We start from the raw sequence: 25,481 nt of genomic DNA on the forward strand, positions 1-25,481 counted from the left end.
AAAATTAGTCGTTAAGTTTAAGTACGGCCATAAATGCCTGTTGTGGTATCTCAACATTACCTACTTGGCGCATACGCTTTTTACCTTTCTTCTGCTTTTCCAATAGCTTTCTTTTTCGTGAAATATCACCACCATAACATTTTGCCGTAACATCTTTTCTAAGGGCCTTAATGGTTTCCCTAGAAATAATTTTGGAACCTATGGCTGCCTGAATTGGAATATCAAATTGTTGTCTAGGGATAAGCTCTTTAAGTTTTTCGCACATCTTTTTGCCTATATTGGCGGCATTGTCAGCATGTATTAATGCAGAAAGCGCATCTACAGGTTGTGCATTCAACAAAATATCTACACGCACTAATTTTGAGGTTCGCATGCCTATTGGGGCATAATCAAAAGATGCATAGCCTTTAGACACTGTTTTTAGTCGGTCATAGAAATCAAAAACAATTTCTGCCAAAGGCATATCAAAATTAAGTTCTACACGTTCAGTGGTTAAATACGTCTGATTCGTAATTTGACCACGTTTTTCTATGCAGAGGGACATAACATTTCCTACATAATCAGATTTTGTAATAATCGTTGCCTTAATATACGGCTCTTCCACTCTATCAACAGTAGAAGGATCGGGAAGATCACTTGGGTTATTAACTATTAAAGGGGTATCAGGGTCCTTTCTGGTATAGGCATGGTAACTAACGTTGGGTACAGTGGTTATTACGGTCATATCAAATTCCCGTTCTAAACGCTCTTGGATAATTTCCATGTGTAACATTCCCAAAAATCCACATCTAAAACCAAAACCTAGGGCCGCACTACTTTCGGGAGCAAAAACCAAAGAGGCATCATTAAGCTGTAATTTTTCCATGGAAGAACGTAATTCTTCAAAATCTTCGGTATCAACAGGATAAATTCCAGCGAAAACCATAGGTTTTACATCTTCAAAACCTGCAATAGCGTTTTTGGTCGGGTTAGCAGAATCGGTAATAGTATCACCTACTTTAACCTCTCTAGCATCTTTTATGCCAGTTATCAAATACCCTACATCACCAGTTTCAATAATGTTTTTAGGATGCTGTACCAATTTTAACGTGCCAACTTCATCGGCAAAATAGCTTTTACCAGTGGCAACAAACTTTATTTTTTGCCCTTTTTTTATAGAACCGTTTACCACTCTAAAATAAGTTTCAACACCTCTAAATGGATTATAGACAGAATCAAAAACCAGTGCCTGTAAAGGTTCATCTGGGACACCTGTTGGTGCAGGAATACGCTCTATAATCGCACTTAAAATTTCCCCAATACCAATACCTGTTTTGGCACTTGCAGGTATTACTTCCTCTGGCGTACACCCCAATAGATCAACGATATCATCGGTTACCTCTTCAGGGTTTGCGCTTGGCAAGTCTACCTTGTTCAACACGGGTATAATCTCCAGGTCGTTTTCTAAGGCCAAATAAAGGTTGGATATCGTCTGTGCCTGAATACTTTGGGCAGCATCTACCACCAAAAGGGCACCTTCACAAGCGGCAATGGACCTTGAAACCTCATAGGAAAAATCCACATGTCCTGGCGTATCAATAAGATTAAGAATGTATTTCTCGCCTTTATAGGTATATTCCATTTGTATGGCGTGACTTTTTATGGTGATACCACGCTCTCGTTCCAAATCCATGCTATCTAGTAACTGCTCCTTTTTTTCGCGTTCGGTAACAGAACCTGTAAAGTCCAACAACCTATCGGCCAAAGTACTTTTACCGTGATCAATATGGGCAATTATGCAAAAATTTCTAATGTTTTTCATAGCAAACAGATAAATGGTAATGCCTTAAATTCCAATATATACCATGGCTTCAAAAGCAATTGCAAATATAATCTAATTTAAAAGGACAATTAATACTTGGTCGTTCAAAATTCAGGTGAATATTAATGGCTTCAATTTTACAAGGGATTACATTTATTGTAAAGAAAAACCGTAATATTTTGTTAAATTTGATTTTACAACCCAAATATTACGTGAAGGTCACACCACTATTTTTATTGGTTTTATTGTTATCCTGCCAAGTTGGTCTCGCACAAGAATTTGTACTCAGTGGCGAGGTAAGGGATGATAAAAATGAAGTTATACCTTTTGCATCCGTTTTTCTTTTAGATATTGTTGACTCTTCTTTGGTAATGGGTTCCTCGGCAGATGAGGAAGGAGCTTTTCTTATTCAGGATATTACCCCTGGCCTCTATTTCTTACAGGCAAGTTATATTGGTCAATCATCAAATCGTATGGCCTTGGATATTTTAAAGGACACAAAAATTGGGGCACTGATTATTTCCCAGAAGGTGGAAGAACTGGATGAGGTAGTAGTAACGGCAAATAGGCCACAGGTAGAGCGCAAGGTAGATCGTTTGATCTTTAATGTGGAAAACACGGTGTTATCACAAAGTAGTTCTTGGGACATTTTAAGACAGACACCGGGGGTTATAGCCATGCAGGATGAGCTTGCAATTAATGGCCACCCAGCGGTAGTATATATCAATGACCGTAAGGTTCAATTATCTTCTGCAGAGGTTAGGGATTTGTTAGAGAATTACCAGGGCCAAAACATTAAATCCGTTGAGGTAATAAGTAATCCACCCTCTAAGTATGATGCGGAGGGGGGCGCGGTCTTGAACATTATAACTAGCAAGAATTTATCGCTTGGGTACAAAGGAAATATCAATACAGATTACACACAAGGTGTTTTTCCAAAATATGTTTTTGGCACTTCCCACTTTTATAAAACCCAAAAATTGAATCTAAATCTAAATTATTCCTTTGCTCCAAGAAAAGAGTATCTAGACGTAAGCAACACGACGCGGTTCCTTAATAACAGTGGCGATATTTTCTCTGTCTGGGATACAGATTTTGACAAAACATATAGATTTCGGTCGCACAACATGGCCTTGGTGTTAGATTTTGAATTTGATGAAAGAAATGAACTTAATTTCACTTCAAATGTGCAAATATCCCCAGATAGGACCTATGATAATTTCCAACAAACCTATATGGAAAATGGACAGGGTGTTTTAGATTCTATTTCTACCACAGCAAACTTTTTAGATGAATCCAAAAACAATCTTTCGGGAGACCTTACCTTTAAACACCGATTTAAGGAAGATGGTTCTATAACTGTGAACACACACTATACTTCATTTGATTTAAATAGGACCCAAGACGCTAGATCTAATTATTTTGATCAGGGCGGCACATCTCTACGATCGTTTAATTTCTTTACAGGGGCTAACCAAGATATAAAGATTTTTACCGCGCAGATTGACTATTCAAAGCTCATAGGGACGGTTAGCTTAGAATCAGGGGTAAAAGCCTCAATCATAGATTCTCAAAGTAAGTTAGATTATTTTACACAAAACAATGGGATGATATTTGACCCAAATTTATCCGACAATTATTTATATGATGAGAAAGTGTATGCCGCGTATGCCAGTATTTCAAAAGATTGGGATAAATGGAGCTTAAAGACAGGTATACGAGCGGAACAGACCAATAGTACCGGTAATTCCGCAGTATTGTCAACGATTAACAACTTGGACTATCTAGAGGTGTTTCCAACCTTTTATCTATTACATAATGTAAATGAAAACCATAGCTTTTCCTTTGATTATTCTAGAAAATTAAATAGACCTAGATATCAGGACCTAAACCCTTTTAGGACCTATGATAGTGAGAATATATTTTATGATGGAAACCCAAATCTAGTACCTAATTTCACCAATAATTTTAATTTAAACTATACCTTAAAACAAGAATTTTTCTTTGACCTGTATTATAGGGATAATGGCAATTACATCTCTTCCATAGCCTTTCAAGATAATAACAACTTGGTATTAAGGGAAGTTTCCCAAAATGCATTAAGCAGCACTAGTTATGGGTTTGATTTTAATTATGGCAAGTCAATTTCAAATAACTGGTACCTCTATAGCTATTTCTCTATCTTTCATGAAGACGAGACATTTTTGGCCTTGGAAAGTAATAACGTAGCTAGCACAAATGCTTATGATGGTTTTTATATTGATGTGACCAATTATCTCACACTATCCAAGGACGGGAGTTTTAAAGGTGAGGTTGGATTTGTTTATCTATCGGGTTTTATACAAGGCTCCTATATTAGGTCTGAAACCACCAATGTAACCTGTGGCCTACGTAAATCGTTTTGGAATAAAAGGGCGGTCCTTAGTGTAACGGCAAATGATATGTTGGGTAAGGACAATCCAAGGTTTAGTACAAAATATTTGAATCAGGACAATAATTATTTGTCGGTACGTGAAACCCAGAATATTAAAATAGGGTTCACCTATAATTTCGGAAATTTTAGATTGGAAGATAACCAAAGACAAATTGAAAAGGCTGAAAGAGAAAGAATAAATGAAGAATAATCTATTAATACGTTTATATTTTGTAAACTTGTTACCTTCACAAACGTAAGATATTTCTCGGCATATTAACTAGAATACCCCTACTATCAATTCATGAAGAGTAATTTAAAATTACTAACTGCACTTTATTTATTATCATCAAACTTGTTTGCGCAAGATTTAAGTGTTTCCGGTAAAATTTTAGATGCCGACCAGAAACCGCTAGTATTTGCAAACATACTCCTTAAGAATATAGATTCTGTATTGATCAAAGGCACCTCAACCAATGAAAATGGGGAGTTCAGAATCAATTCTATCGAAAAAGGCAAGTATCTCCTTTTTGCCAGTTATATGGAAAACACATCCGAAACAATAACGATATCTGTATTAAAAGACCTTGATATTGGAATATTGCAACTTCATCAGAAAGAACTAGAACTAGATGAGGCAGTGATTAGTTACAAAAAGCCAAGTTTAGAACAAAAGGTAGATAGATTGGTGTTTAACATAGAGAACACGGCACTTTCTGATAGTGATATTTGGGATGTGCTTAAACGCACCCCAAGTGTGGTTATCATCAACAATCAACTTTCAATTAAAGGAAGTTCCAACGTAGGTGTTATGATCAATGATAAATTGGTGAATATCCCGCAGGAGGACATCATTAATCTATTGTCAGGTAGTTCGGCAAGCAATGTAGAAACCATAGAGGTTATTACCAGTCCTCCGGCAAAATATAGTGCAGAAGGAGGTCTTTTGATAAACATTAAAATGAAAAAGAACCTGATAGCAGGGTATAATGGATCAATGTACAACAAGTATACACAAGGGGTATATGCAAAGCATACCTTAGGGACAGAACATTTTTTTAAAGGGAAGAAATCTGATTTTTCTATCACCTACAGTTATAGGGACGACAAGTATTTGAGCAAGTACACAGATATAACAAATTTCTTTGAACCCGAGGAAAGGGATGAGATATGGACAGCCGAACAGCAATCGGAACTATGGAGGAAACAACACAATATAAGTGCATTTTATGATTATGAAATCAATGATAGAAACAAAATAAGTGTATCCACCATTAATTCATTATCGCCAACGATGCATAGAAATTATACTTCTGAGACGCTTATTATAGATGCCAATAATAATTTAGACTCAAGTTTTGGATCTGTGAACACTTCAGATAGCCATATAAATAATGTGTCCTACTATGTAGATTGGACACATACCTTTAAAAAGGAAGGGAGTCAAATTTCTTTAAGTAACCATTATACTTTTTACGATTATTACCAAGGACAGGATATTCGGACAGATTTTTTTGACAATAACGGCACTACTACAGGTGTAAATGATTTTTTAACCACAACGGGTCAAGAAACGGGGCTTTTAAGCCTTCAAGTAGATTATGAATCACCTTTTGGTGAGAAAGCCAAGCTTGAAACGGGTTTGCGTTATGCTGCTATAAATTCTGAAAATAGGATAACCCAAGAAGGGTTTGAAAGAAATTATCCCGGTGTAGACCCAACACCATCAGGTCTTTTTACGTATGATGAACAAATCTCTGCGGCCTATATTAGCCTAAATAATAATTGGGAAAATTGGAAGCTTAAAGCGGGACTTAGAGCTGAGTATGCGGAGACCATTGGAAAATTAGACTCGGATACCGACCGAAACAAAAATTCGTATTTGGAGTTTTTCCCATCGGTCTCATTAAGGCACTCCATTGGTGCCAACCATGATATTGGACTTCAATATTACCGGAGGATAGAAAGGCCTAGATATAACAGATTAAATCCGTTTCAATATTTCCAGACCAACAACTCTACTATTGAGGGCAATCCGGATTTACTTCCCACTACACGAAATTATATTTCAATAGGGTATACTTATGATAAAGGGTATACGGCAGAGTTGACATATTTTGAGGATAAAAATGATTATGCCTTACAGGTTTTTCAAGATAATGAAGCCAATTTGTTGCGTTTTATCAGTTCTAATATAGGCCTCAAAAAAAGCTATGGTTTAGACGTGACAATCAATAAAAGGCCGATGATTTTTTGGAACATATACCTGTTATTCGGTTATTATTATAGCGGTAATACTTTTAAAGATCTAAGCTCTGGGCAATTGGTTAAAAATGAAATTTGGACGGGACATATGAGAACCACAAACAGTTTTACCTTGTTAAGGGATGAATCGTTATTTGCAGATTTGTCTTTTAGGTATTTTTCGCCAACAGTAAGCGGAAATTCCAGAAGGGAATCTACCAGTGAGCTAAGCCTAAGTTTTCGGAAAAATCTATGGAATAAAAAAGCTAGCGTATCCCTTTCTTTTGAAGATATTTTCAATCAAAGCAAGACTTTTACGACCCGTAGATACCTAAACCAAAACAATAGTTCTTCCTTTCGAAGGGAAAATAGACTATTAGTTTTAGGGTTTCGGTATAAATTTGGAAACATAAGAATAAGCGACAATCAAAAAAGAAAGCAAATTGATGAACGCAATCGTATTTGATTATAATCCAACCATCATTGTGCCACAAACCCCTAGACTAATTAACAGATAAATACCTGCAAGGATCATAAAGATTTTACCGGCTTTTTTCTTTTGCTGTGACATTAAAATAATGCCAATAATAAAGAACAGAAGGGCAGGACCAAACATTATAAATAAAATAAAGGCAAAAAGCCCATCTAGGTTGCCTACCTCAAAAAACAGGTTGCGTATTTTCATTTTGAAGTTCTTTTAAACGTTTAGTTTTATCGTCCCTGTAAAAAAGGTTCATGGTTTCAAACGGGATAATCTTGTTGTCCTTGTTTACAATATGCACACATGATTTTTTAATGGCCCTAACATCAAAATTATACGCATCTATAAATTGCATAATTATGATGCGAAATAAGTTGTCATAACCAAGTTCTGGAGCATCGATCTCTGGTAAACAACACATGATACTTTTAAGATTTTCAGACGCTTTTTCCACCGAATTCCCAGTGCTAAAAAGCTCGATCATTTTACCATGTAGCTGCTCATCCTGTTCATAGATAATTGTGTTTTTGCCTTCGTTCAATAAATCATCGGGATTTATAAATCGTGTTAACGGGCTTATGTTCTCACCCAGTTTTAATGCATAAGCCATAACCAGTGCGTCTGGATTGCACGGAACGGGAATAAGGTCGTCTGGCTCAAAAATTGGGGACTGTTCCAAAATTTTTCGTCGCACTTCGGTTAGGGTAATCCTATTTTCATCAACTTCAAAATTCTCAAGTCTACCTGCTATTTGTGTGGGTTGAAAAGTTACTCCGCGAACGCATTTTTGCTTTAATGCAAAATCAATGGTGGCGCCCATTTCATGGTCGTTTAACCCTTTTTGAAGTGTCACCACCAGCGTTGTTGAAAGATTTAGTCTATTTAAATGCTTCAACGCCAGTAACCTTACTTCTTTTAAATCGGCACCACGTAGTGTTTGTAATACAGTGTTGTCCAAAGAGTCAAACTGCAGATAAATTTCAAAATCTGGCGCGTAGGTTGCCAGTCTTTTGGCAAAATCAAAATCCTTTGCAATTTTAATACCATTGGTATTCACCATTAAATGTCTAATGGGCAAGGTTTTGGCGTAATCTAAAATCTCAAAAAAATCGGGATGTATGGTAGGTTCACCACCACTCAACTGCACCACATCTGGTTCACCTTCATTTTTAACAATAACATCTAGCATGGTTTTTATTTCCGCTAAGGTCCTATGCCGCCCGTATGTTGGGGAAGAACCGGCATAGCAGGTAGGACAAGTAAGATTGCAACGATCGGTAACTTCTACAACAGTAAGACAAGAATGCTGTTCATGATCAGGACAAAGACCACAATCATATGGGCAGCCATAATGTGTTTTAGTGTTAAATGTTTTTGGGTATTCCGATGCCTTGTTGTAATTACGAATGTTTTTATAGTACTCAATATCGTCCGCAATAAGCACTTTTGACCGTCCATGTACTTTGCAGTTTTTAAGCATGTAGACCTTATCGTTTTCAAAAACGATCTTCGCATCAACACGCCTTAAACAATCTGGACAAAGACTTAGGGTAAAATCATAATAGGTATAGTTTTTCTCTGGCATAGGATAGTCCTTGAAGGAAAAATTTATAATAGTAAATTAAACAAATTATACATAATAGTTGGATGCTGCTCAAACCGAACAAATAGAAGGTATTTGGCTTTATAAACTCAATTAGGAATCTAAATCCAAAATAGCTGACCATAAAGATTTTAAAGTAGGTGCCACTTTTAAAACCATATTTTTTGTGCTGAAGATTTTTTATAATAAAGAACAATAGCACCAGGAAACCAATTTCATATAGGGCGATGGCATGTCTTGGCTGCCCGTCACCAAGGTTCATCCCTAAAAATGAACTGGTAACCTTACCATAAGTAAATTCTTTGATGCCGGATAAAAGACAACCTATTCGGCCAATACTAATGCCCAAAATAAGGGGTAAGGTAAATAAGTCGCCTGATGATTGTTTCTCAGCTATAATTTTTTTAGCAATTTCTACACCTAACAATCCACCAAAAAGCCCACCCATAATAGTCTTGTTATTCAGGTTTGACAACCAATCTTGTTCTAAATGTAGAATTGGGTTTTCTAAAAAAGCCATTAACCTAGATAAGAACAAAGCGCCAAACACGGCACCTATTAGTATAGACAACCTATTATTGGTGGATATGGCATCCAAACCATTTTTACGCAGATACAGGTAATAGCGAAAAGCTATAAAGAAAGCTAAATATTCCAAGATGAGGTGCATGTTTATGTTCACCCCAGAAAGAACCGGTTCAAACGGAATCATAGACTTTTTATATCTAGCTAAGATAGTACCCTTTCCCGTTTTATTGCCTACTGGATATATTGTAACTTTGCCCCATGCCAAAAATAGGAGATATACAATTACCGGATTTCCCCTTACTGCTTGCCCCTATGGAAGACGTTAGCGATCCGCCATTCCGCGCCCTATGTAAGGAACAAGGTGCAGATGTGGTTTTTACTGAGTTTATATCCTCAGAAGGCCTAATTCGTGATGCTGCTAAAAGTGTTATGAAGCTCGATATCTACGAAAAAGAAAGACCAGTAGGTATTCAAATTTTTGGGGCTAATCTTGATAGTATGTTACAATCGGTAGAGATTGTAGAAAAATCCAATCCGGATATTATTGATATCAATTTTGGTTGCCCTGTTAAGAAGGTGGTTTCCAAAGGCGCGGGTGCAGGAATCTTAAAAGATATCGATTTAATGGTTTCTTTGACAGATGCTATGGTAAAGCACACCAAGTTGCCGGTAACCGTAAAGACGAGATTAGGTTGGGATGAGGATTCCATTAAAATTGTGGAGGTTGCAGAACGTTTACAAGATGTGGGGTGTAAGGCCATAAGCATACATGGGAGAACCCGTGCACAAATGTATAAGGGCAATGCCAATTGGGCCCCTATTGCCGAAGTTAAGAATAACCAACGGATGCATATTCCTGTTTTTGGAAACGGGGATGTTGACACCCCAGAAGCTGCTAAAAAAATGAGGGATGCGTATGGCTTGGACGGCGCAATGATCGGCAGGGCCAGTATAGGGTATCCTTGGTTTTTTAAGGAGGTAAAGCATTTTTTTAAAACGGGTGAACATTTAGCACCGCCAACCATAACAGAAAGGATTGATGCCGCCCGAAGACATTTACAAATGGCAATAGATTGGAAGGGTGAAAAATTAGGCGTTTTTGAGACCAGAAGACATTATACCAATTATTTCAAGGGCATTCCCAATTTTAAGGAATACCGTATGAAAATGGTTACCAGCGACCATTCTCAAGAGGTGTTTGCTGCCTTTGATGAGGTTCTAGAAAAATTTGGCGACTACGAGTTTAGTGCGCCTTAAAAATGTAACAACTTCCTATTAATTCTACTACTGGCGATTTTTGAGGCAATAATGCCCAATACCAGAATCGTCGCCAAAACTACAAGTACATTCATGAATTTATACTCCACGGGGTAAGCAAGTGAAGGCGTAATGCGCAACCAACCAAATAGCTCTTGACTCCAAATTAAGATAGAACCTAGTATAATACCAAATAGACCGCCCAAGCCCGTGACCAAAATCCCTTGTATAAAATAGACACGGCGCAGTTTCTTGATCGTGGTGCCCAGGCTATATAGTGTTTTTGAGTTTTGCTGCTTGTCCAGTATCATCATAATAATGGCGCCAACCACATTAAAGAGGGCAATGATGAGTACCAAGGTGAAAATAAGGTAGGTGGCCATATTCTCTGTGTTCAACATTTTATACAGCGTACTATTAAGCTCCTGCCTATTTTTAAGTGTTACTTTACCCCCTAGAATGGTTGCTATTTCTGGTCGGATACTTTCAATATCAACGGTGGGTTTTGCCTTAAAATTAAGACCTGAAATTTGGGTTTCGTTTTTCTCTAATAAAGCTTGTGTCAAAGCTAGATCTGCAAAAACAAATTTGTTGTCCAAATCGGCCTCAACTGCGTAAACGCCTCCAATTACAACGGGTAGCTGATTGTATAAGGAACTAATACTTTGCTGTGAAATAGAACCTTTCCCGGGCTTAAAGGCATAAATTTGCATTGGGCTTCTAAACTGGTTTATGGTAACCCCTAAAATATTGGCAATACCAATACCAGATACCACCTGCTGTTCGTTTATGGTCCAATCACCAATATAGAGTGTACTATCTACCCCAGTAACATTAATATAATTGGAATCTATACCCTTTAAATAGGCAATATGGTTTTTCCCCTTATGTTCCAAGTAGACCTTCTCTTCAATTTCCTTAGCATAGAATGCTAGACCATCAATTGCTTTCAATTGTTGTTCTTGTTTAGGGGTAATTGAAAAGAATTTACCGGACACTGGAAGCGCCTTAAGTTCCGGATCAAATGAAGTGGTAAATGAGAGACTAAAGGTCTTTAAACCCGCAAAACCGGAAAGCACTATGAAAAGTGCCGCAGAACCTATTACAATTACTAAAAAGGTGATAAAGTTAATGATGTTTACAGCGTTCTGGCTGCTCTTTGAACGTATGTACCTTTTAGCAATGTAAAGCGGGAAGTTCAATAATCAAGATTTTTTTCTTTTCTCCAATAAATCCCTGTTCTCAATAGGGTTTTCCTCTCCCTTTAGGGATTTTTCAATTTTCTCGATATAGTCCAAGGAATCGTCCAAATAAAACAAAAGCTCTGGAACCCTTCGTAATTGGTTGCGGGTACGCTGTGCCAATTCATGTTTGATCAAGGGTTGGTTAGACTTAATGCCTTCCAATAATTCCTTCGCCTGCTCATTGGGAAAAATACTTACATATACCTTGGCAATTGAAAGATCTGTAGTTACGGTAACTTTTGATACAGAAATAAGCGTGCCCCTAAGACCACCTTCAATAGCGGCTTTTTGAAGTATAGCAACAATATCTTTCTGTATTACCCCGCCAATTTTACGTTGTCTTTGCGTTTCCATAGTACAAAAGTACGTAGAATTATGTGTACTTTAGACCTTAAAGTATGAAGTCTATTAGCAGATTGAAGAAAATAGAACACATAGGGATTGCCGTTAAAAATTTAGAAACCTCCAATTCACTTTTTGAAAAATTATTGGGGAGTGCTCCCTATAAAGAAGAAGAGGTACCTACAGAGGGTGTGAAAACGTCTTTTTTTAGGAACGGACCCAATAAAATTGAGCTGTTGGAGGCAACAAGCACAACTAGTCCCATACACCAGTTTTTAGAGAATAGGGGGGAGGGCCTGCATCATGTTGCCTTTGAGGTTGATGATATAGAAGAAGAAATGAAACGCTTAAAGGCGGAAGGTTTTGTTTTATTGAGCGAGAAACCTAAAAAAGGTGCTGATAATAAATGGGTTGCCTTCATACACCCAAAGAGTACTAACGGTATCTTGGTAGAGCTATGTCAAGAAATTAAGTAATAGCAGCATATGGTTATTCTAAGCCGTTATTTCGACTCCGCTCAATGACCAATGCGAATGCACAATGTATTTTAATGTCCATTAGCTAAATACATGGCCATAAAATGTTGCGGCATATAAAAATAAGTAGTAATATTGCATCCGCAATTCGCGGGTCCTATAGCTCAGCTGGTTAGAGCACCTGACTCATAATCAGGGGGTCCCTGGTTCGAGCCCAGGTGGGACCACAACAAGCAGAAAACCCATATCGTAAGGTATGGGTTTTTTATTTACTGTAATTAAAGGCAGTCTTGCCTAGGTTTTCTGATTGGAAAAAAACGAAGAAGGGGATTGCCCCTAGTGGTTTTTTATTTGCAAAAGTGGTTCCTCTCTTGTCCAAGAGCAGAGCAATTTCCAAATGAATGACCACCTCAATAAAAGATTATTTGTAAACTAACTAAGTAAAAAATATTTCATTATTTTTCTTATACAACTAATATTTGTATAAATAATATAAAAAATATTGTTTATTTAATTATATTTAAATCAAATAAAGAAATAATGATTGAAAAAATATCTAAATCACAGGTTTTAGAACGTATTCAGTTTGAAAATTACTGGTGGCGTAACAATGGCATTGAAGATGATTATAATGCCATGCAACGCCGATTATATTTTGATATTTTCAAGCCTATGGTATTTGACCAATCCATCAACAGGGCCGTCGTGCTTATGGGGCCAAGGAGGGTAGGGAAAACCGTGATGTTACATCATACCATTCAAGAATTAATTGACGAAGGGGTACCCGCGCAAAAAATTATTTTCATAACGGTAGAGAATCCGATTTACACGAATATTGCATTAGAGGAGCTTTTGAAATATGCTTTGGAAGCCATCGGCAATCAAAACCCTAAAGACTGTTTTGTATTCTTTGACGAAATCCAGTATTTGAAAGATTGGGAAATTCATCTAAAAACATTGGTGGACAGTTATCGCGGCACAAAATTTATAGTGTCCGGTAGTGCCGCCGCTGCCTTAAAGTTTAAGAGTAATGAGAGCGGCGCAGGGCGTTTTACGGATTTCTTATTGCCACCCCTTACCTTCTACGAATACATACATATAAAGAATCTGCAGCACTTAATGGTCGCGAGTAATTTACTATGGAAAGGGAAGGAAAAACCCTTTTATGATACGGTAAACACACAATTATTGAACGAACATTTTGTGAAGTATATCAACTTTGGAGGGTATCCTGAGATTATCTTCTCACCACAAATGCAAAAGAACCCGGGGCGCTATATAAAACAGGATATTGTGGACAAAGTACTGTTGCGCGACCTGCCTAGTTTGTATGGCATTAAAGACGTGCAAGAACTAAACAGGCTCTTTACCACTATTTGTTTTAATACTGCGCATGAGTTTGAGTATGAAGAGTTGAGTAGAACTTCAGGGGTAAAGAAACACCTTATTAAAACCTATATTGAATATTTAGAGTCCGCTTTTTTGGTCAAAAAAATAAGTCGGGTAGATCAGAGTGGTAAACGTTTCAAAAGAGAAGTAAAGTTTAAAATGTACCTCTCTAATCCTTCTTTATACGCCGCTCTATTCACGCCATTGGCAATTACCAATGAAAAACGCATGGGCGACTTGGTAGAGACTGCCATTTATTCGCAGTGGATGCACCGTGATTGGTTTAATCCGTATTATGCCCGTTGGGGAAAAGGGGAGGTGGATATGGTGGGAATCGATGAAGGCACTTTACAACCTATTTGGGCATTGGAAATAAAATGGAGCAATAGATATGAAGAAAAACCTAGAGAGTTAAAAAGCCTTATTGATTTCTGTAATTCGAACAAATTGACATCTGCATTGGTAACCACAATTGATATCAAAACCCAAAAAGAATATCAAGGTGTAACCTTGCAGTATGTCCCTTGTGCTACCTATGCTTATAATGTAGGGAAGAATACCTTGGACAAGAAGAAATAAAAGACTATTGAGGTTTTTAGGCAGAAACAACTAAAAAAACCTATCTGGTTTAAAACAAAATTCCTTAAATCGAACTCACGTTATTTCATATGTTTTTACAATTATCTGCAACAATATCTTCTCTGCTCGGATTGTATGCATTTCGTTGAATATCAATTAATTTGGCGAAATCTGTTCCCAATAGTTCTTTAAGGCCACAAAAATCTCTTAAGTTCCTATTATCGCTTAGGGTAAGCGTCATGGCAAGGTAGGCACCATAACCAACTTCAGGCTCGCTAACTTCAGTGCCTAATGATTCTAACAGCTGAAAGCTATCTAAATTAGTGATGCCTAAATCAATCAAGACTAGTCTCGCTCCTATTATTGTTATTTTATTAAAGACGTCGAGACTATTTATTTCTGGACATTCCGTAATAATCAAATTATATTTTACTCTTGTGACATTTGATAGGGCGGAAATATCGGAAAGCGATTCATTTCTAACAATTGAGATATCTTGTATAACATCTGGTAAATTTCTAAGTCCATTTAAATTAGTAAGCATTGGGTTATCCCCAATAAGTAAAAAATCAACTTTCGTAATGTTTTCAAGGCCATTAATATTTTCCAAGGCATCATTACCACTAATACTTATTCGTTTAGCAGTTGTTAATCTGGATAATCCGTTAAGATTTTTTAGTTTATCATTACTGTAAATTCTTAAATCTCCATTGAAATATCCTAGTCCATTTAAGGCATCAACATTTTCTAAATTTTCATTGTAAGAAATAATCAGGTTTTTTGGAATAAAATCATTTAGGAAATAGGTGTCAATTAACGCTAAGTATTCCAGACCATTCAAATTTGTCAATAGAGGATTTCCCTTATCATATGTCCCAATAGTAAAATCACCTCGTATTTGGTTCAAGTTACTTAAAGCAGACAGGTTGGTAATGTTACTGCCCCCATTCTTTCCAATAAATACATTCCCTATAATTGTTAAATATTCCTCTGCTCCAAAGCTGTCTACCTCTTCTTGGGATGATAAAACAACGTTGCCCCGATATATCTTAGCGGTAAAAAAATCGACCTCTCCACCGTAATTAGTGCCATTCTTATTGGTAGCATAAGCCCTTAAATAATAACGGGTGTTGGGTTCCAGACCCGTGACAGAGCTTACAAAAGGACCTTCTCCAGTTCCTTCCATTGTTGTCTCATTTTCAATGCTTGGGTTGGGCTGGGTACTCCAACAGACACCTCTTGCTATTATTGCGCTGCCACCGGTATTTACCACAGTTCCTCCAGCTTCAACACTAGTTCCTTGATCTGATGTGGCTACTGTTCTTGTGGTAACTTCGGGAAATCCAGCTTGTGTTAGCCCATCGGTATCTTCACCAACATCGTCGGAGATACAAGCGGTCAAGAGCAGTGCTGAAAAGCAAAACAGAAGTACTACACTATTATAGTTTTTTAGGTTGGCCATGGTGGTTTTTTTATTTTTCGAAATTAATTTTAAGTACGGTAACATCTTTAATCATTAGAATTTGTCTGATTTATTTGCTCATGAACCAGATGAATTCGAATATTATACCACTAATTGCCATCAATAAGAATCCAATACTTCCTAGACAACCAAATGCTTTTCCTGAATTTTTTGACCTGTTATAATGTTTGTAATCTTTAGATTCAACTACACCTCCGCTGGTCCTATTTTCAAATTCGTATTTGTCTTTCTTATAATTCATTCGACCTGCAATTAAGTATAGGACAAGTCCTTCTATAAAGGCAAATATTAAAATTGTTTTTACCTGAGTGTCAATTGAATTCATATAATTTCTGGTCTTTGGAATTGATTACTTTTGAAATTTGACCAACAACTGTATAGCGAGGAAAGTCCTCCGAAAGATTATATTCTTTGGCATCCTTTGCCCTAGGATTTGACAACGCCTTCAAGGATTTTTGTGAATTTTCAAAGCCCTGTTAAGGGGTTAATAATGATAAGCTTAAGTACACTTAAAATTACTTTGTCAAAAATCGATTTGTTTTAGGCCCACATTGTTGTTATAAGTTGTTATTAAAAATGAAGTTTCAACTATTGAAAATTCAATTATCGCTATCGTTTGAACTAAAAATTATCACAGTATTTCCATCCATTACTGGTCTTTGAAAATTTGAGTTTTTGCACCCAAAACTCCGTTGGGTCTTTTCTTGATAAAAGGGCGAACGGAGTTATGTTAACAGCTTTAAAATTGACCTTGACTTCGGCTGTATTTGTTGCAGGGGTTTCGTGCACTTCTAGAACCTCGCCCACTTCATAATGAAATGTTTTTGCCGTAGCGTTTCCGTTCTTTTCTGGAACTTCTTCCATGAACTCCAATGATTTTTCCGTAAGTTTTATGGAATACTCCTTACTGCCCTTTTGCCAACCTTTGGTTATTTCTTTGACCAGTTCCATTTCCAAATAGTCTTCATCGGCCAGTTTTAGATACTTCTGCAACAATTCTTGGTCATAGTCTTGCTTGGTAAAGGTTGCCCTGCCAATCCTAAAACTTGTAGTTCTTTGTTCCGGTTTGGCCACTAGGCAATCCGTGATAATATCCTCGGCCTTGGAGTTACTTAAACTGTCAGACCCACAGGATGCTAAAATTAATACTGTAAGTATTAGTAAAAAGAAATTTTTCATGGTTGTTTATTGTTTGATTTATGTGTTTGGTTTTTCTACAAATTGTATTTCACCTATTTTATCCTCAGGTTCTGGATAGCCGCTGCCCGACTTAAAAAATTCTATTTTTCGCAAGCCTATTTCAAAATTATAGGGTCTTTTTTCCACAGAAGGTATGCCCAGCAAATATGTGGTTTTAGTAATTAATTGAAAAGGTGGGTTTTTGGAATAATCATTTAAGGAGGCGTAATGCTCATAAATGGCCTTGGCCTTTTCCGCGCTCATGGGTATGTAATGTGTAACGGAACTCTGATATCTGCTAGCTAGAGATTTTACCTTGGCCGAAGAGCTACCTACTTTACTATTGTTACTGACATAATATCTGATTTCCAGCTCCTCTTTTTCAATATCGTAATTTTGAATGTTTGAAGTACAAAGGGTATAGGATTCCAAGTTATCCGTTTGGGCATTTTGTACCATTTGTTGAAACGTCTCAAAATTTTCAGATAGCAGATTTGATCGTATCTCCTGCAGCTTAAAAACATTGTTTTGGTAGGTTCTGATATCGGTATTTCCGTGATACAAACTATAATAATACTCAAACGGTGAAATGTAAGGGCTAGGAACAAAAGACGCACAACAGCTGGTGATATTGATCCGCTCCTTTCCGTTTTTGTGATTTCCCATTCTGGTCTCTCCTAAGGTTGCTTTATAATCATAGGACCAACACAATTTGGTGGCGGCCAAAAAGCGCTCGTGCTCTTCTAGATTATATCCGGAAGAGAGGTCATACATGGGGGTACCGTTCAAAAATTGTACATCCGTATCAAATTCGGCTTGTTCCGTTCCAGTAGCCTTATCGGTTATGGATTTTTCGTCTTGTTTTACAGGGCTTTCTTCATCCAACACAATATCTTCTTTGTTCATTAGCTTATCGTATTCCGAAGCGCCTGTGTTGCTTTTTTTACTGTCTTTGCAACAAATAAAACCCACAGCCAATATTAAGAGCATGGTTCTTCTAATGTGCAATAGTTGGTTGTAAAACATCTTGTTAATCGAATTTAACACTGTAAGGAAGAACCATTTTTTATTTCAGCTCATTTATAATTTCAAGACATGCATCATTTTTTGGATTTAGCAAATACGCTTGCTTTGCATTTTTAAGGCTTTCAACATATTCGCCATTGAAAAGTTGCATTTTAGCGAGATTGTAAAGTGCAAAAGACCTTGCTTTTTCATCACTGGTCGTTTGGGCAATCTCCTTAATTTTGGTAAAACCTCCATCAAAATCATCGATTTCCAAAAGGGTAATAGCCTTTTTCAAATCATCATTAAAACTTCTATGTGTTTGGAAATCGATTTCATATTCCTTTTGGTGCACAGTAAATAATTCTCTAAACTGTACGCCAATATTTTCCTTTGCTATTTGAAAAAATTCTACGGAACTTAAACTAGGTGGGTATTCGCAATTATATTTGGGACCCTCTTTACGCACATCAGTTTTAATATTATCGGAAAAGACGACCTCAGCCGTTTTCAAGTCAATTATTTTAAGGTTGACATTCAATTGATACCAGCCAACTCGCTTTTGTTCAGGGCAACCATTGCCACCAATAAGCGTTTTATTCTTTTTTATACTTTGAGAAAATTCATCTGCCTGAATCCTACCAAAAACGATTAACCCAGAACTATAAAACTTTCCTATTTTTCTTATTTGATTTTCATCGACATAACCGCTTCTTTGAAAATCCAATTCTTTTAGTAATGAACTTGTTTTGTCCCTGTCAATCAATTTCAGGCCTTCTATATTTGTTACTTGGTTCACGAATTCATCATAAATATCAATAGTATGATTATCTTCTCGTTCAACATTGTTTACTATTTCAGAAATAATAATGTTCTCCGCTTTTGAAACATCGAATATTGGTTGCTTATCTACCATGTATGTAATTTTGCTCCAGCTTTGATTTAGGATTCCCCCAATCGAATTATTTTGGGCAAAGACTGAATTAACTCCTAAAAAAAATAGGGTAAAACAAAGTGGTAATACCAAACTTGATTTGTTAAATGATTTAACAAGGCAAAGGGATTTTAAATATTTCATTTTCAATTAGGTTTTTGTCTCCAGAACAAACCTAAAACCCGTCTAGCATATTTCCTTACGGCTTTCCGTATCGGCATGAAATAAAACCGAAAATTGGGTGAAAGGCTAAAAAAAAGATGAAATACGCAAGAGGTAGTTACAGTAAGTAGTGTTGCTATTTAAAATGATGACGTCTATTTTGGCTTTTCTAATACCGAGAATACAAAATCAACTTTTAATAAATGTAATTTCATAATCGATTTGATCAGGGGTACGCCAAAAAATTATCATTTCTTCATTTGAAAATGATAGTACTTTCCAGGAAAACAAAGATTCATCATAACTTTCTAGCACCCTTTCTTCACCAAATCTTAAGGATTCTGATTTTCGATAAGTTTCGTTCAAAAAAATGGTTTCACCTTCAATTTCCCAAGCACCTGAATAGAATGAATCAGAGGGTTCGTTTTGATGAGTGATGGTCTCACAGTTGTTCGAGCGATTTATTTCTATGTTTGTTTCGTTGTAATTCTCGTTTCTATCATAAATCTTCGTCGCTTCAAACGTTATATTGAAAAGGGTCAAAATTCGACATTCTTCTACGATGTTACTTTGGGTATCGCTACATCCAAAAGTTTCTTTGACATCATATTCAAAACAGTTCTCTTCGCCGGTCGTGAGTCTTCCTTGCTGTTGATTGGTTGGATCTGTCACTAGAGCTGTTTGCCAAGTCCATGTGCCAAGTAAGGTTTCTTCTGAGAATGAATTCTCTTGGGTATCTGATTCGTTTTCCTTTGTGCATCCCGTTAAGAAAAGGATTGTCAATACTAACGTTATCGATAATTTCATGCTTAAAATTTTTGATATGAAATAGTTCACTCCGTAATCGAGATTTAAAACCTGACTGCTGTCAGGCAAGTTACTCCGACGCTTGCGTCGAAATCAATGTTGATTTATTTTTAATCCAAATAATTCCCCGACGGCCCAAGCTCTGGGATTGTAGTTTTCAATTAATTTTGAATGGCCTCGCAGGCTTGCACAGAAGTCATTTTCCAATTGACTAAGATGCATCTAGCTTATCAATTAATGGCGCTGTGATTAGTTTACGACCAAGTCTACAGCTCCGTTGGTCAAGAGATTTGCCTCCAAAATAAATTCACGTGTACTTATGCCGTCGTCAATGGACATAGAGGCGGTATTGGGCGAAATGCTTCCCTCATTGTGTGCGTATAAAAGTACATAGTTGTATCCTTCATATTCCAAAGTTGTGCTCACGGTAAATTTGTTTCCAGGACCGTCCAATTCTCGTTCCGCAATGACTATTTCATCGTTTACATAAATGGAAACGATATCTCCGTCTATGGTTCCATGGTCCCATACGGAGATTGTGACATCCCTAGAATTCAATTCTATGGTTCCAAGAATTTCGTTTTCACGATCTAGAAAAGTATCTGGAACTATGCTGATTTCATTACGGGTAGGACCGTCGTCATTACTACAACTCGTTATGAGTAAAAAAGAAAATACGATTACTGAACGAATGATTATTTTTTTCATTTTCAAGTTTGGTTTTTGGTTCTTGAACAAACCTAAACCCTATAAAACACTATTCCTTACGGCTTTCCGTATTGGCCCAGAATAAATTTGAAAATAAGCTGAAAGGTTATAAAAGAAAGATGAAATACATCATTAGACCCACCCAAGGTCTTTGCCCATCGCGACCAGTTGAATCACGTTTTTGGCATTAAGTTCCAATTTTAAAAGGTTAAGGCGCTTCTCGATTGAACTGATACCACTAGGTTGGATATTTTTTTTCTGGAATAGGGAGGCAATTTCCTTTTGGTTAAGACCGTTCGATAGTTGCTTCAAAAGCTCAATATCATAGTCTTCGATTTCAAAAACTTCTTTTCGGCTCATAAATCCTGAGAGGTCGGGTGAGGTGTAGGTTTCATCTTTTGAGATAGTATGTATGGCCTCGAGCAGATATTTGAAGCCTTTACGCCCTTTGACCACATACCCATCTATTTTGTGGTTGTTAAATAGTGATTTGACCTTTATGGAACGGTCCTCTACAGAATATACAACAGCTTTTAATCCTGGCTGTATTAATTTTAGTTTTTTGACCAATTCATCCCCAGAATTAATTTTACTTTCCCGATGATCGGCCTTAAAGGAAAGGTCGGTGATGAGCAAATCAAAGGGAGTATTGTCTCTTTGGGCCCTTAGGAATTTTATAACCGCATCATCACAATAAAGCGATTGTTGTACTTCTTTGATAGCGGTTTCTTGCTTTAGCATTTGGGCTATTCCAAATCCTATACTGTCCAAATCTTCAACAACCAATACTTTTTGAAACATATGTAATGCTTAAATCCGGAAAGTGCAGCTTATTTTGACTCCTTTACCTGGTTTGGAATCAAAACTAAATGTTCCATTACTATTATTTATACGGTTTTCCGTATTTGAAAGCCCTGCTCCTTTTTTAATAGGTAGTTGTACACCCCTGCCGTTATCTACATATTCAATTAATAAATGTTTCTTTGCTTGTTTAAAACTAATGGATGCCAAGTTTGCGCCACTATGCTTTTTCATGTTCACTAAAAGCTCGTTTAAGACCCGGTAGAGCATAATCTTTTTTTCATCGGTTATGCTATTCCATTTAATTTTACTAAGTCCTTTTGAAGCTATGGTTATTTGATTGTTTCTAAATTGAGACAATAACCTTTTTAATTCATCCTGGAAATTTTGGGTGTCTATGCTTCCTGTTTCATGTGAAATATCCCTTGTTCGTTTGTAGATGTCTTCTAGTACATCTAGTGTCTCTTCTTTTAGTAAATTTTCGGCGTGTTCTATGCGGGTCATGACACCATAAATATCATTTGCCAATTCATCATGCACTTTTTTTGAAATCCTTTTTTCTGTGGCGTAAACTTCTTGTAATTTTTCTTTTTTGTAGCGTTGTCGTAAACTATAAAATGTTGTAATACCACCTATGACCAATAGCCCACTCACTGCGAGCCAAATAATTTTTTGGGTTCTTTGTTCTGCCAGTTCTGCGTTTTTCCGTTCTTTTTCGGCCTCTAGCTTTAGAATGGAAAGTTGTTTTTGTTCATCGTCATATTTCATTTTTGCAAATTGGGTCTTTACTTTTAGACCCACTTCATATAGACTGTCTTGCAGGAAAATATAACGATTTCTAATATCAGTATTTTTTGGTTGTAAGTCCATCAAAAACTTTAAGGCATCTTGCTCCGCTTTGGGAATCTTTAATTGTTTCGAAATTTGTATTACGGTATCTAAGTATCGTTCCGCTTTTTTTGAGTTAGTTTTTAAAAAGTACTCGCCCAAATGGGTATAGCTTGCTATTTGGCCTCTTTTGTCATTTTTCTCTTTTCTTATTTGAAGAGGTTTTAGAAAGCTGTTATAAGATATTTTTTCATTTTTATGCCATTGTGCATAGGCCAAGTTGTCCAAAATTCGTGCGTATCTTGAAGAGTCCTTTTTGAGTACGGTATCACTTTTGATTTCTTGTAGTAGGTCAATAGCTTTGTTATATTTCCCATTATCAACGTAAGTTGCGGCCAAATTGTTTTTGAAAAAAGATTTGGTTTTTTCTTCTTCTGAAGTTTCTATTGCTTTTAGGTAATATAAAATTGCATCCTCGTAGTTTAGAAGTTTTCTGTGATTTGTGGCTAATTCATTGAATATAGACGCCTTAATTTTCGCTTCTTTTGTTTCTGACAAATAAGTTAGGGCATCTGTCAAGGTTTCTTTACTTCCAAAATAATCAGCGTAATCTTTTTTGATAATGCTGATAAGCAGTGAATTTTTGACGACAGCCAGGCTATCCTTAAGTCTTACAAAATATCTCCTCGATTGGTTAAAATGATAGTAGGCACTATCTGGCATAGATAAATCATCGAAATAATAGCCAATGTTTTTATGGGCATTTGCTAGATAATAGTCATTTGATATATATTTTGCCTTAACTTTCAATAAGTTGTCGTAATAAATCGCACTATCTCTTTGATTAAGATTGTAATGCAAATTACTTTTGGCAAGTAGGATTTCTAAAAAGAGGGAATCAGTAGAATTATATTTGGTTAGATTTATGGCACTATCCAAAAGGACTAATCGGGTATTCAGACTTTTGGTCTTGTCATTGCTTGCCTTTAAAAGAGATGAAACGACGGTCTGCATAGCAGTTTGTTTTGGACTATTGTCACCTTCACAAGCTGGAAAGATTGAGAAAAAAAGGAGAATAAGAGATAGTTTATAAAATCTGACCAAGTTGGTTTTGGTATAAAAATATGTAAAAAGAGGCCACACCAAATCGATATGGCCTCTTTTTTCTTGCTTGGAGAGCTTACTGCTTTCCCCTGCCTCCTTCCACTTCTCCGTCGTCACCTTCCGTTGCTTGAATGTCATAAAGCTGATTTTCTTCTGCCAAGCTAATTGGCGAACAAGAAACTAAATTCATCCCAAACAATACAATTGCTATAATACCTAATCTGAATTTCATAAATTTCAGTCTTAACTTTTGATAAATTTATTAAAATGGAAAGCCATATCTAAAAAATGAATAGGGCTTACCTCTTTAAAGGGTATTAACTAATTTTCTCTCTCTGGTTTGTCTGATTCATCATCGCCTTCGGTAGCTTGAATCTCATAAAGTTGATCTTCCTCGGCAATTGTTTCTGCCTTGCTGCATGAGGTCAATCCTTGTCCTACCAAAAATACGACTACCAACACTTTTACTAAATTTCTCATTTTTTTAGATTTAATGGTTATTAATTCTTTTAAAATGAGAGGCCTCTCTGTTGTAACTAATTGTTCTGTAACGTCTTACAAATCAATTACACCGCAATTTGAGGTTAATGGCAAAAAATAGCGTGTCATGACCGTCACGACCTTCATGACGAAAGTATTATGTGAAAATTCCGTTTGGTTTTTTGTTTATTTTTGAAGACATGGTTATTGTGAAGCTTACCGAAGAACTACTGCCCCATTTTATTTTTCTAGTCGACGGAATAGAAGACAGTAACAATGATTTGGTCGTCAGTACACTACTGCAAGAATGCAGGGAGAAGGGCATCGAAACAAGTTGGCATTCACTAAGTCGCGCACTTACCTTTAGAAAGATTCTTAAAGAAGGTTTGCAACCAAAACAAACTTATCATATCCCTAAAAAGAAAACCTTGGATGCTCTGACAAAGTATTATTATGGAGAAGCTTTTGTTTTCAGGGACCTGGTTAGAAATAGTAATGACATCGATGTGAACCCGTCCGAAGTCTCAACGCATTACAAGAAGTGCGTCCCTAGAGTTGAGACAGTTGTCACAATATTTGAAAAAAAGGAGGAGAAAATTGAGCATCTTAATGAACAATCGGATGCATGTATCCATTTTTTAAAGGAGCTGGAATCGTGTTCGCTGAAGCAATTCATAGAAGATGAGGTTAATCAGCGCTTTGACTTACTTAAAAATGAAATTAAGGATGAACTTGAAGTGAAATCTGAATTGATCGGGTTTTTGGAAAATAGGTTAGAAAAGTTGGAGCGGAAGAAGATTTTTTCACATTTTATTTATCGCTTTTTTGGAAGTTTTGGTCTGTTTTTCGTGAACATCGACTATGATGAAATTGGTAAAATCGAAATGCTGGAAGACTTTTTAGATACTTACGAAGGCCTAACAGACGATGATGCTATCGACGAGTTTTTATAAAATTTAATACTAATTCTCGAAGAATGAATTTAAAAACAGAACGCAAGGTAAAATTTTGGTTGGGTACGTTAGCCAAAGCTGCCCTAGTTGTTTTGATTATTTTCAAAATATATGATTTTGTGACCTCTCGAAAAAATGAAAATAAATCTGTGGAATCGACCAGTGACATTGTCGAGAAAGATACTTTAAATAGGGTTGGAGAAATAAGCAAAGAAATCCCTTCCGAAAATGTATCTCGTTTCATGAACGATCCAGATAACAATAAGCAAAAGGAGGAATTGGTTGCTACAATAAATCCGAATTCTATTAGCATTATTATTTATGGTGTTAATGGAATCGACCAGCAAATCATAAACCACTTAGAAAACACAATCTTTCAAAAATATGATCTTAGTGCAACTCCTTCAAAAGCACTGGATTATAAAAGCGCATTAGTACAGGGGAATTTCTCAGGATTTAGCAAAATAAAAACGAATTACATGGTTGCTGGGGAAGTACGTTATACTTTTAAAAAGAGTTCACTGTCCTCTAACACCGTGAGTTGCCAAATCAACTTGCAGTTTAATACCTACGATACCACGACCGACACCAAAATGAGAGATTTATCAAAAATAATACAGGTAAACGGAATTGGTTTTTCGCAAGAAGAGGCCAAGGCCAATGCCATTAAAAAGATATAG

The 25,481-nt window shown here is 36.5% G+C and carries 24 protein-coding genes and 1 tRNA gene; 8 read left to right on the plus strand and 17 right to left on the minus strand.

Translation table 11 applies throughout. The features are described 5' to 3' along the window. Positions 1 to 4 precede the first annotated feature (4 nt). The gene (lepA, locus tag ACOCEA_RS04790; RefSeq protein ID WP_420755074.1) at positions 5 to 1,801 is read right to left on the minus strand and encodes a translation elongation factor 4; all 1,797 of its coding nucleotides are present in this window, start codon (positions 1,799 to 1,801) and stop codon (positions 5 to 7) included. A 125-nt stretch (positions 1,802 to 1,926) separates the two neighbouring features. On the opposite strand from lepA, the gene ACOCEA_RS04795 reads away from it, so the two are divergent. After that, positions 1,927 to 4,425, plus strand: coding sequence for an outer membrane beta-barrel protein (locus ACOCEA_RS04795; RefSeq protein WP_420755075.1), 2,499 nt, complete (start codon positions 1,927 to 1,929; stop codon positions 4,423 to 4,425). Positions 4,426 to 4,518: 93 nt separating this feature from the next. Continuing rightward, on the plus strand, positions 4,519 to 6,924 hold the full coding sequence (locus ACOCEA_RS04800; RefSeq protein WP_420755076.1) for a TonB-dependent receptor domain-containing protein: 2,406 nt from the start codon (positions 4,519 to 4,521) through the stop codon (positions 6,922 to 6,924). On the opposite strand, the gene ACOCEA_RS04805 is transcribed toward ACOCEA_RS04800, so the two are convergent. Genes ACOCEA_RS04805 through ACOCEA_RS04815 form a run of 3 tightly spaced genes read right to left on the minus strand, consistent with a single transcriptional unit; the run spans position 6,925 to position 9,335 of the window. Continuing rightward, the gene (locus ACOCEA_RS04805; RefSeq protein ID WP_420755077.1) at positions 6,925 to 7,143 is read right to left on the minus strand and encodes a hypothetical protein; all 219 of its coding nucleotides are present in this window, start codon (positions 7,141 to 7,143) and stop codon (positions 6,925 to 6,927) included. Continuing rightward, entirely contained in the window at positions 7,118 to 8,524 is a 1,407-nt protein-coding gene (locus ACOCEA_RS04810) for a radical SAM protein (RefSeq protein ID WP_420755078.1), read from the minus strand. The genes ACOCEA_RS04805 and ACOCEA_RS04810 overlap by 26 nt, the downstream gene beginning before the upstream one ends. Beyond that, positions 8,496 to 9,335, minus strand: a complete 840-nt coding sequence (locus ACOCEA_RS04815) for a prolipoprotein diacylglyceryl transferase (protein ID WP_420755079.1) — start codon at positions 9,333 to 9,335, stop codon at positions 8,496 to 8,498. The genes ACOCEA_RS04810 and ACOCEA_RS04815 overlap by 29 nt, the downstream gene beginning before the upstream one ends. Here ACOCEA_RS04815 and dusB point away from each other — a divergent pair. Next, a complete protein-coding gene (gene dusB, locus ACOCEA_RS04820; RefSeq protein WP_420755080.1) occupies positions 9,329 to 10,327 on the plus strand; it encodes a tRNA dihydrouridine synthase DusB in 999 nt (332 codons plus the stop codon). The genes ACOCEA_RS04815 and dusB overlap by 7 nt on opposite strands. Here the strand turns inward: dusB and ACOCEA_RS04825 are convergent. Further along, positions 10,324 to 11,529 (minus strand): ABC transporter permease, encoded by a 1,206-nt coding sequence (locus ACOCEA_RS04825; RefSeq protein WP_420755081.1) that lies wholly within the window; start codon positions 11,527 to 11,529, stop codon positions 10,324 to 10,326. The two genes, dusB and ACOCEA_RS04825, sit on opposite strands and share 4 nt — an antisense overlap. 3 nt (positions 11,530 to 11,532) lie before the next feature. Beyond that, a complete protein-coding gene (rbfA, locus tag ACOCEA_RS04830; protein ID WP_420755082.1) occupies positions 11,533 to 11,925 on the minus strand; it encodes a 30S ribosome-binding factor RbfA in 393 nt (130 codons plus the stop codon). A 62-nt stretch (positions 11,926 to 11,987) separates the two neighbouring features. On the opposite strand from rbfA, the gene mce reads away from it, so the two are divergent. The 3 genes from mce (at position 11,988) to ACOCEA_RS04845 (ending at position 14,357) form a co-directional block, all read left to right on the plus strand. Then, a complete protein-coding gene (gene mce / locus ACOCEA_RS04835; RefSeq protein WP_420755527.1) occupies positions 11,988 to 12,389 on the plus strand; it encodes a methylmalonyl-CoA epimerase in 402 nt (133 codons plus the stop codon). Between the two features lie 153 nt (positions 12,390 to 12,542). After that, a tRNA-Ile gene (locus tag ACOCEA_RS04840) sits at positions 12,543 to 12,616 on the plus strand. Between the two features lie 313 nt (positions 12,617 to 12,929). Continuing rightward, a complete protein-coding gene (locus tag ACOCEA_RS04845; protein WP_420755083.1) occupies positions 12,930 to 14,357 on the plus strand; it encodes an ATP-binding protein in 1,428 nt (475 codons plus the stop codon). Positions 14,358 to 14,442: 85 nt separating this feature from the next. Here the strand turns inward: ACOCEA_RS04845 and ACOCEA_RS04850 are convergent, their stop codons facing one another. From ACOCEA_RS04850 to ACOCEA_RS04900, 11 genes are all read right to left on the minus strand, one after another. Beyond that, positions 14,443 to 15,819 (minus strand): hypothetical protein, encoded by a 1,377-nt coding sequence (locus tag ACOCEA_RS04850; protein WP_420755084.1) that lies wholly within the window; start codon positions 15,817 to 15,819, stop codon positions 14,443 to 14,445. 70 nt (positions 15,820 to 15,889) lie between these two features. Further along, positions 15,890 to 16,165, minus strand: coding sequence for a hypothetical protein (locus ACOCEA_RS04855; protein WP_420755085.1), 276 nt, complete (start codon positions 16,163 to 16,165; stop codon positions 15,890 to 15,892). Positions 16,166 to 16,461: 296 nt separating this feature from the next. Then, complete coding sequence (locus tag ACOCEA_RS04860; protein WP_420755086.1) at positions 16,462 to 17,019, minus strand: hypothetical protein; 558 nt, start codon at positions 17,017 to 17,019, stop codon at positions 16,462 to 16,464. Between the two features lie 18 nt (positions 17,020 to 17,037). After that, on the minus strand, positions 17,038 to 18,027 hold the full coding sequence (locus tag ACOCEA_RS04865; RefSeq protein WP_420755087.1) for a hypothetical protein: 990 nt from the start codon (positions 18,025 to 18,027) through the stop codon (positions 17,038 to 17,040). A 58-nt stretch (positions 18,028 to 18,085) separates the two neighbouring features. Then, complete coding sequence (locus ACOCEA_RS04870) at positions 18,086 to 18,940, minus strand: CsgG/HfaB family protein (RefSeq protein WP_420755088.1); 855 nt, start codon at positions 18,938 to 18,940, stop codon at positions 18,086 to 18,088. 369 nt (positions 18,941 to 19,309) lie between these two features. Further along, complete coding sequence (locus ACOCEA_RS04875; protein ID WP_420755089.1) at positions 19,310 to 19,903, minus strand: hypothetical protein; 594 nt, start codon at positions 19,901 to 19,903, stop codon at positions 19,310 to 19,312. Between the two features lie 273 nt (positions 19,904 to 20,176). Continuing rightward, positions 20,177 to 20,635 (minus strand): hypothetical protein, encoded by a 459-nt coding sequence (locus ACOCEA_RS04880; protein ID WP_420755090.1) that lies wholly within the window; start codon positions 20,633 to 20,635, stop codon positions 20,177 to 20,179. Between the two features lie 132 nt (positions 20,636 to 20,767). Next, positions 20,768 to 21,436 carry a response regulator gene (locus ACOCEA_RS04885; RefSeq protein ID WP_420755091.1) on the minus strand — a complete coding sequence of 223 codons (669 nt, stop codon included), beginning with the start codon at positions 21,434 to 21,436 and terminating at the stop codon, positions 20,768 to 20,770. A 9-nt stretch (positions 21,437 to 21,445) separates the two neighbouring features. After that, positions 21,446 to 23,278, minus strand: a complete 1,833-nt coding sequence (locus tag ACOCEA_RS04890; protein WP_420755092.1) for a tetratricopeptide repeat-containing sensor histidine kinase — start codon at positions 23,276 to 23,278, stop codon at positions 21,446 to 21,448. Between the two features lie 166 nt (positions 23,279 to 23,444). After that, on the minus strand, positions 23,445 to 23,600 hold the full coding sequence (locus ACOCEA_RS04895; RefSeq protein ID WP_420755093.1) for a hypothetical protein: 156 nt from the start codon (positions 23,598 to 23,600) through the stop codon (positions 23,445 to 23,447). Between the two features lie 89 nt (positions 23,601 to 23,689). After that, entirely contained in the window at positions 23,690 to 23,848 is a 159-nt protein-coding gene (locus ACOCEA_RS04900) for a hypothetical protein (RefSeq protein ID WP_420755094.1), read from the minus strand. A gap of 200 nt (positions 23,849 to 24,048) precedes the next feature. On the opposite strand from ACOCEA_RS04900, the gene ACOCEA_RS04905 reads away from it, so the two are divergent. Next, complete coding sequence (locus tag ACOCEA_RS04905; protein WP_420755095.1) at positions 24,049 to 24,801, plus strand: hypothetical protein; 753 nt, start codon at positions 24,049 to 24,051, stop codon at positions 24,799 to 24,801. A gap of 23 nt (positions 24,802 to 24,824) precedes the next feature. Then, positions 24,825 to 25,481 carry a hypothetical protein gene (locus ACOCEA_RS04910; RefSeq protein WP_420755096.1) on the plus strand — a complete coding sequence of 219 codons (657 nt, stop codon included), beginning with the start codon at positions 24,825 to 24,827 and terminating at the stop codon, positions 25,479 to 25,481.

Source organism: Maribacter luteocoastalis, assembly GCF_048890225.1.
Classification (GTDB): domain Bacteria; phylum Bacteroidota; class Bacteroidia; order Flavobacteriales; family Flavobacteriaceae; genus Maribacter; species Maribacter luteocoastalis.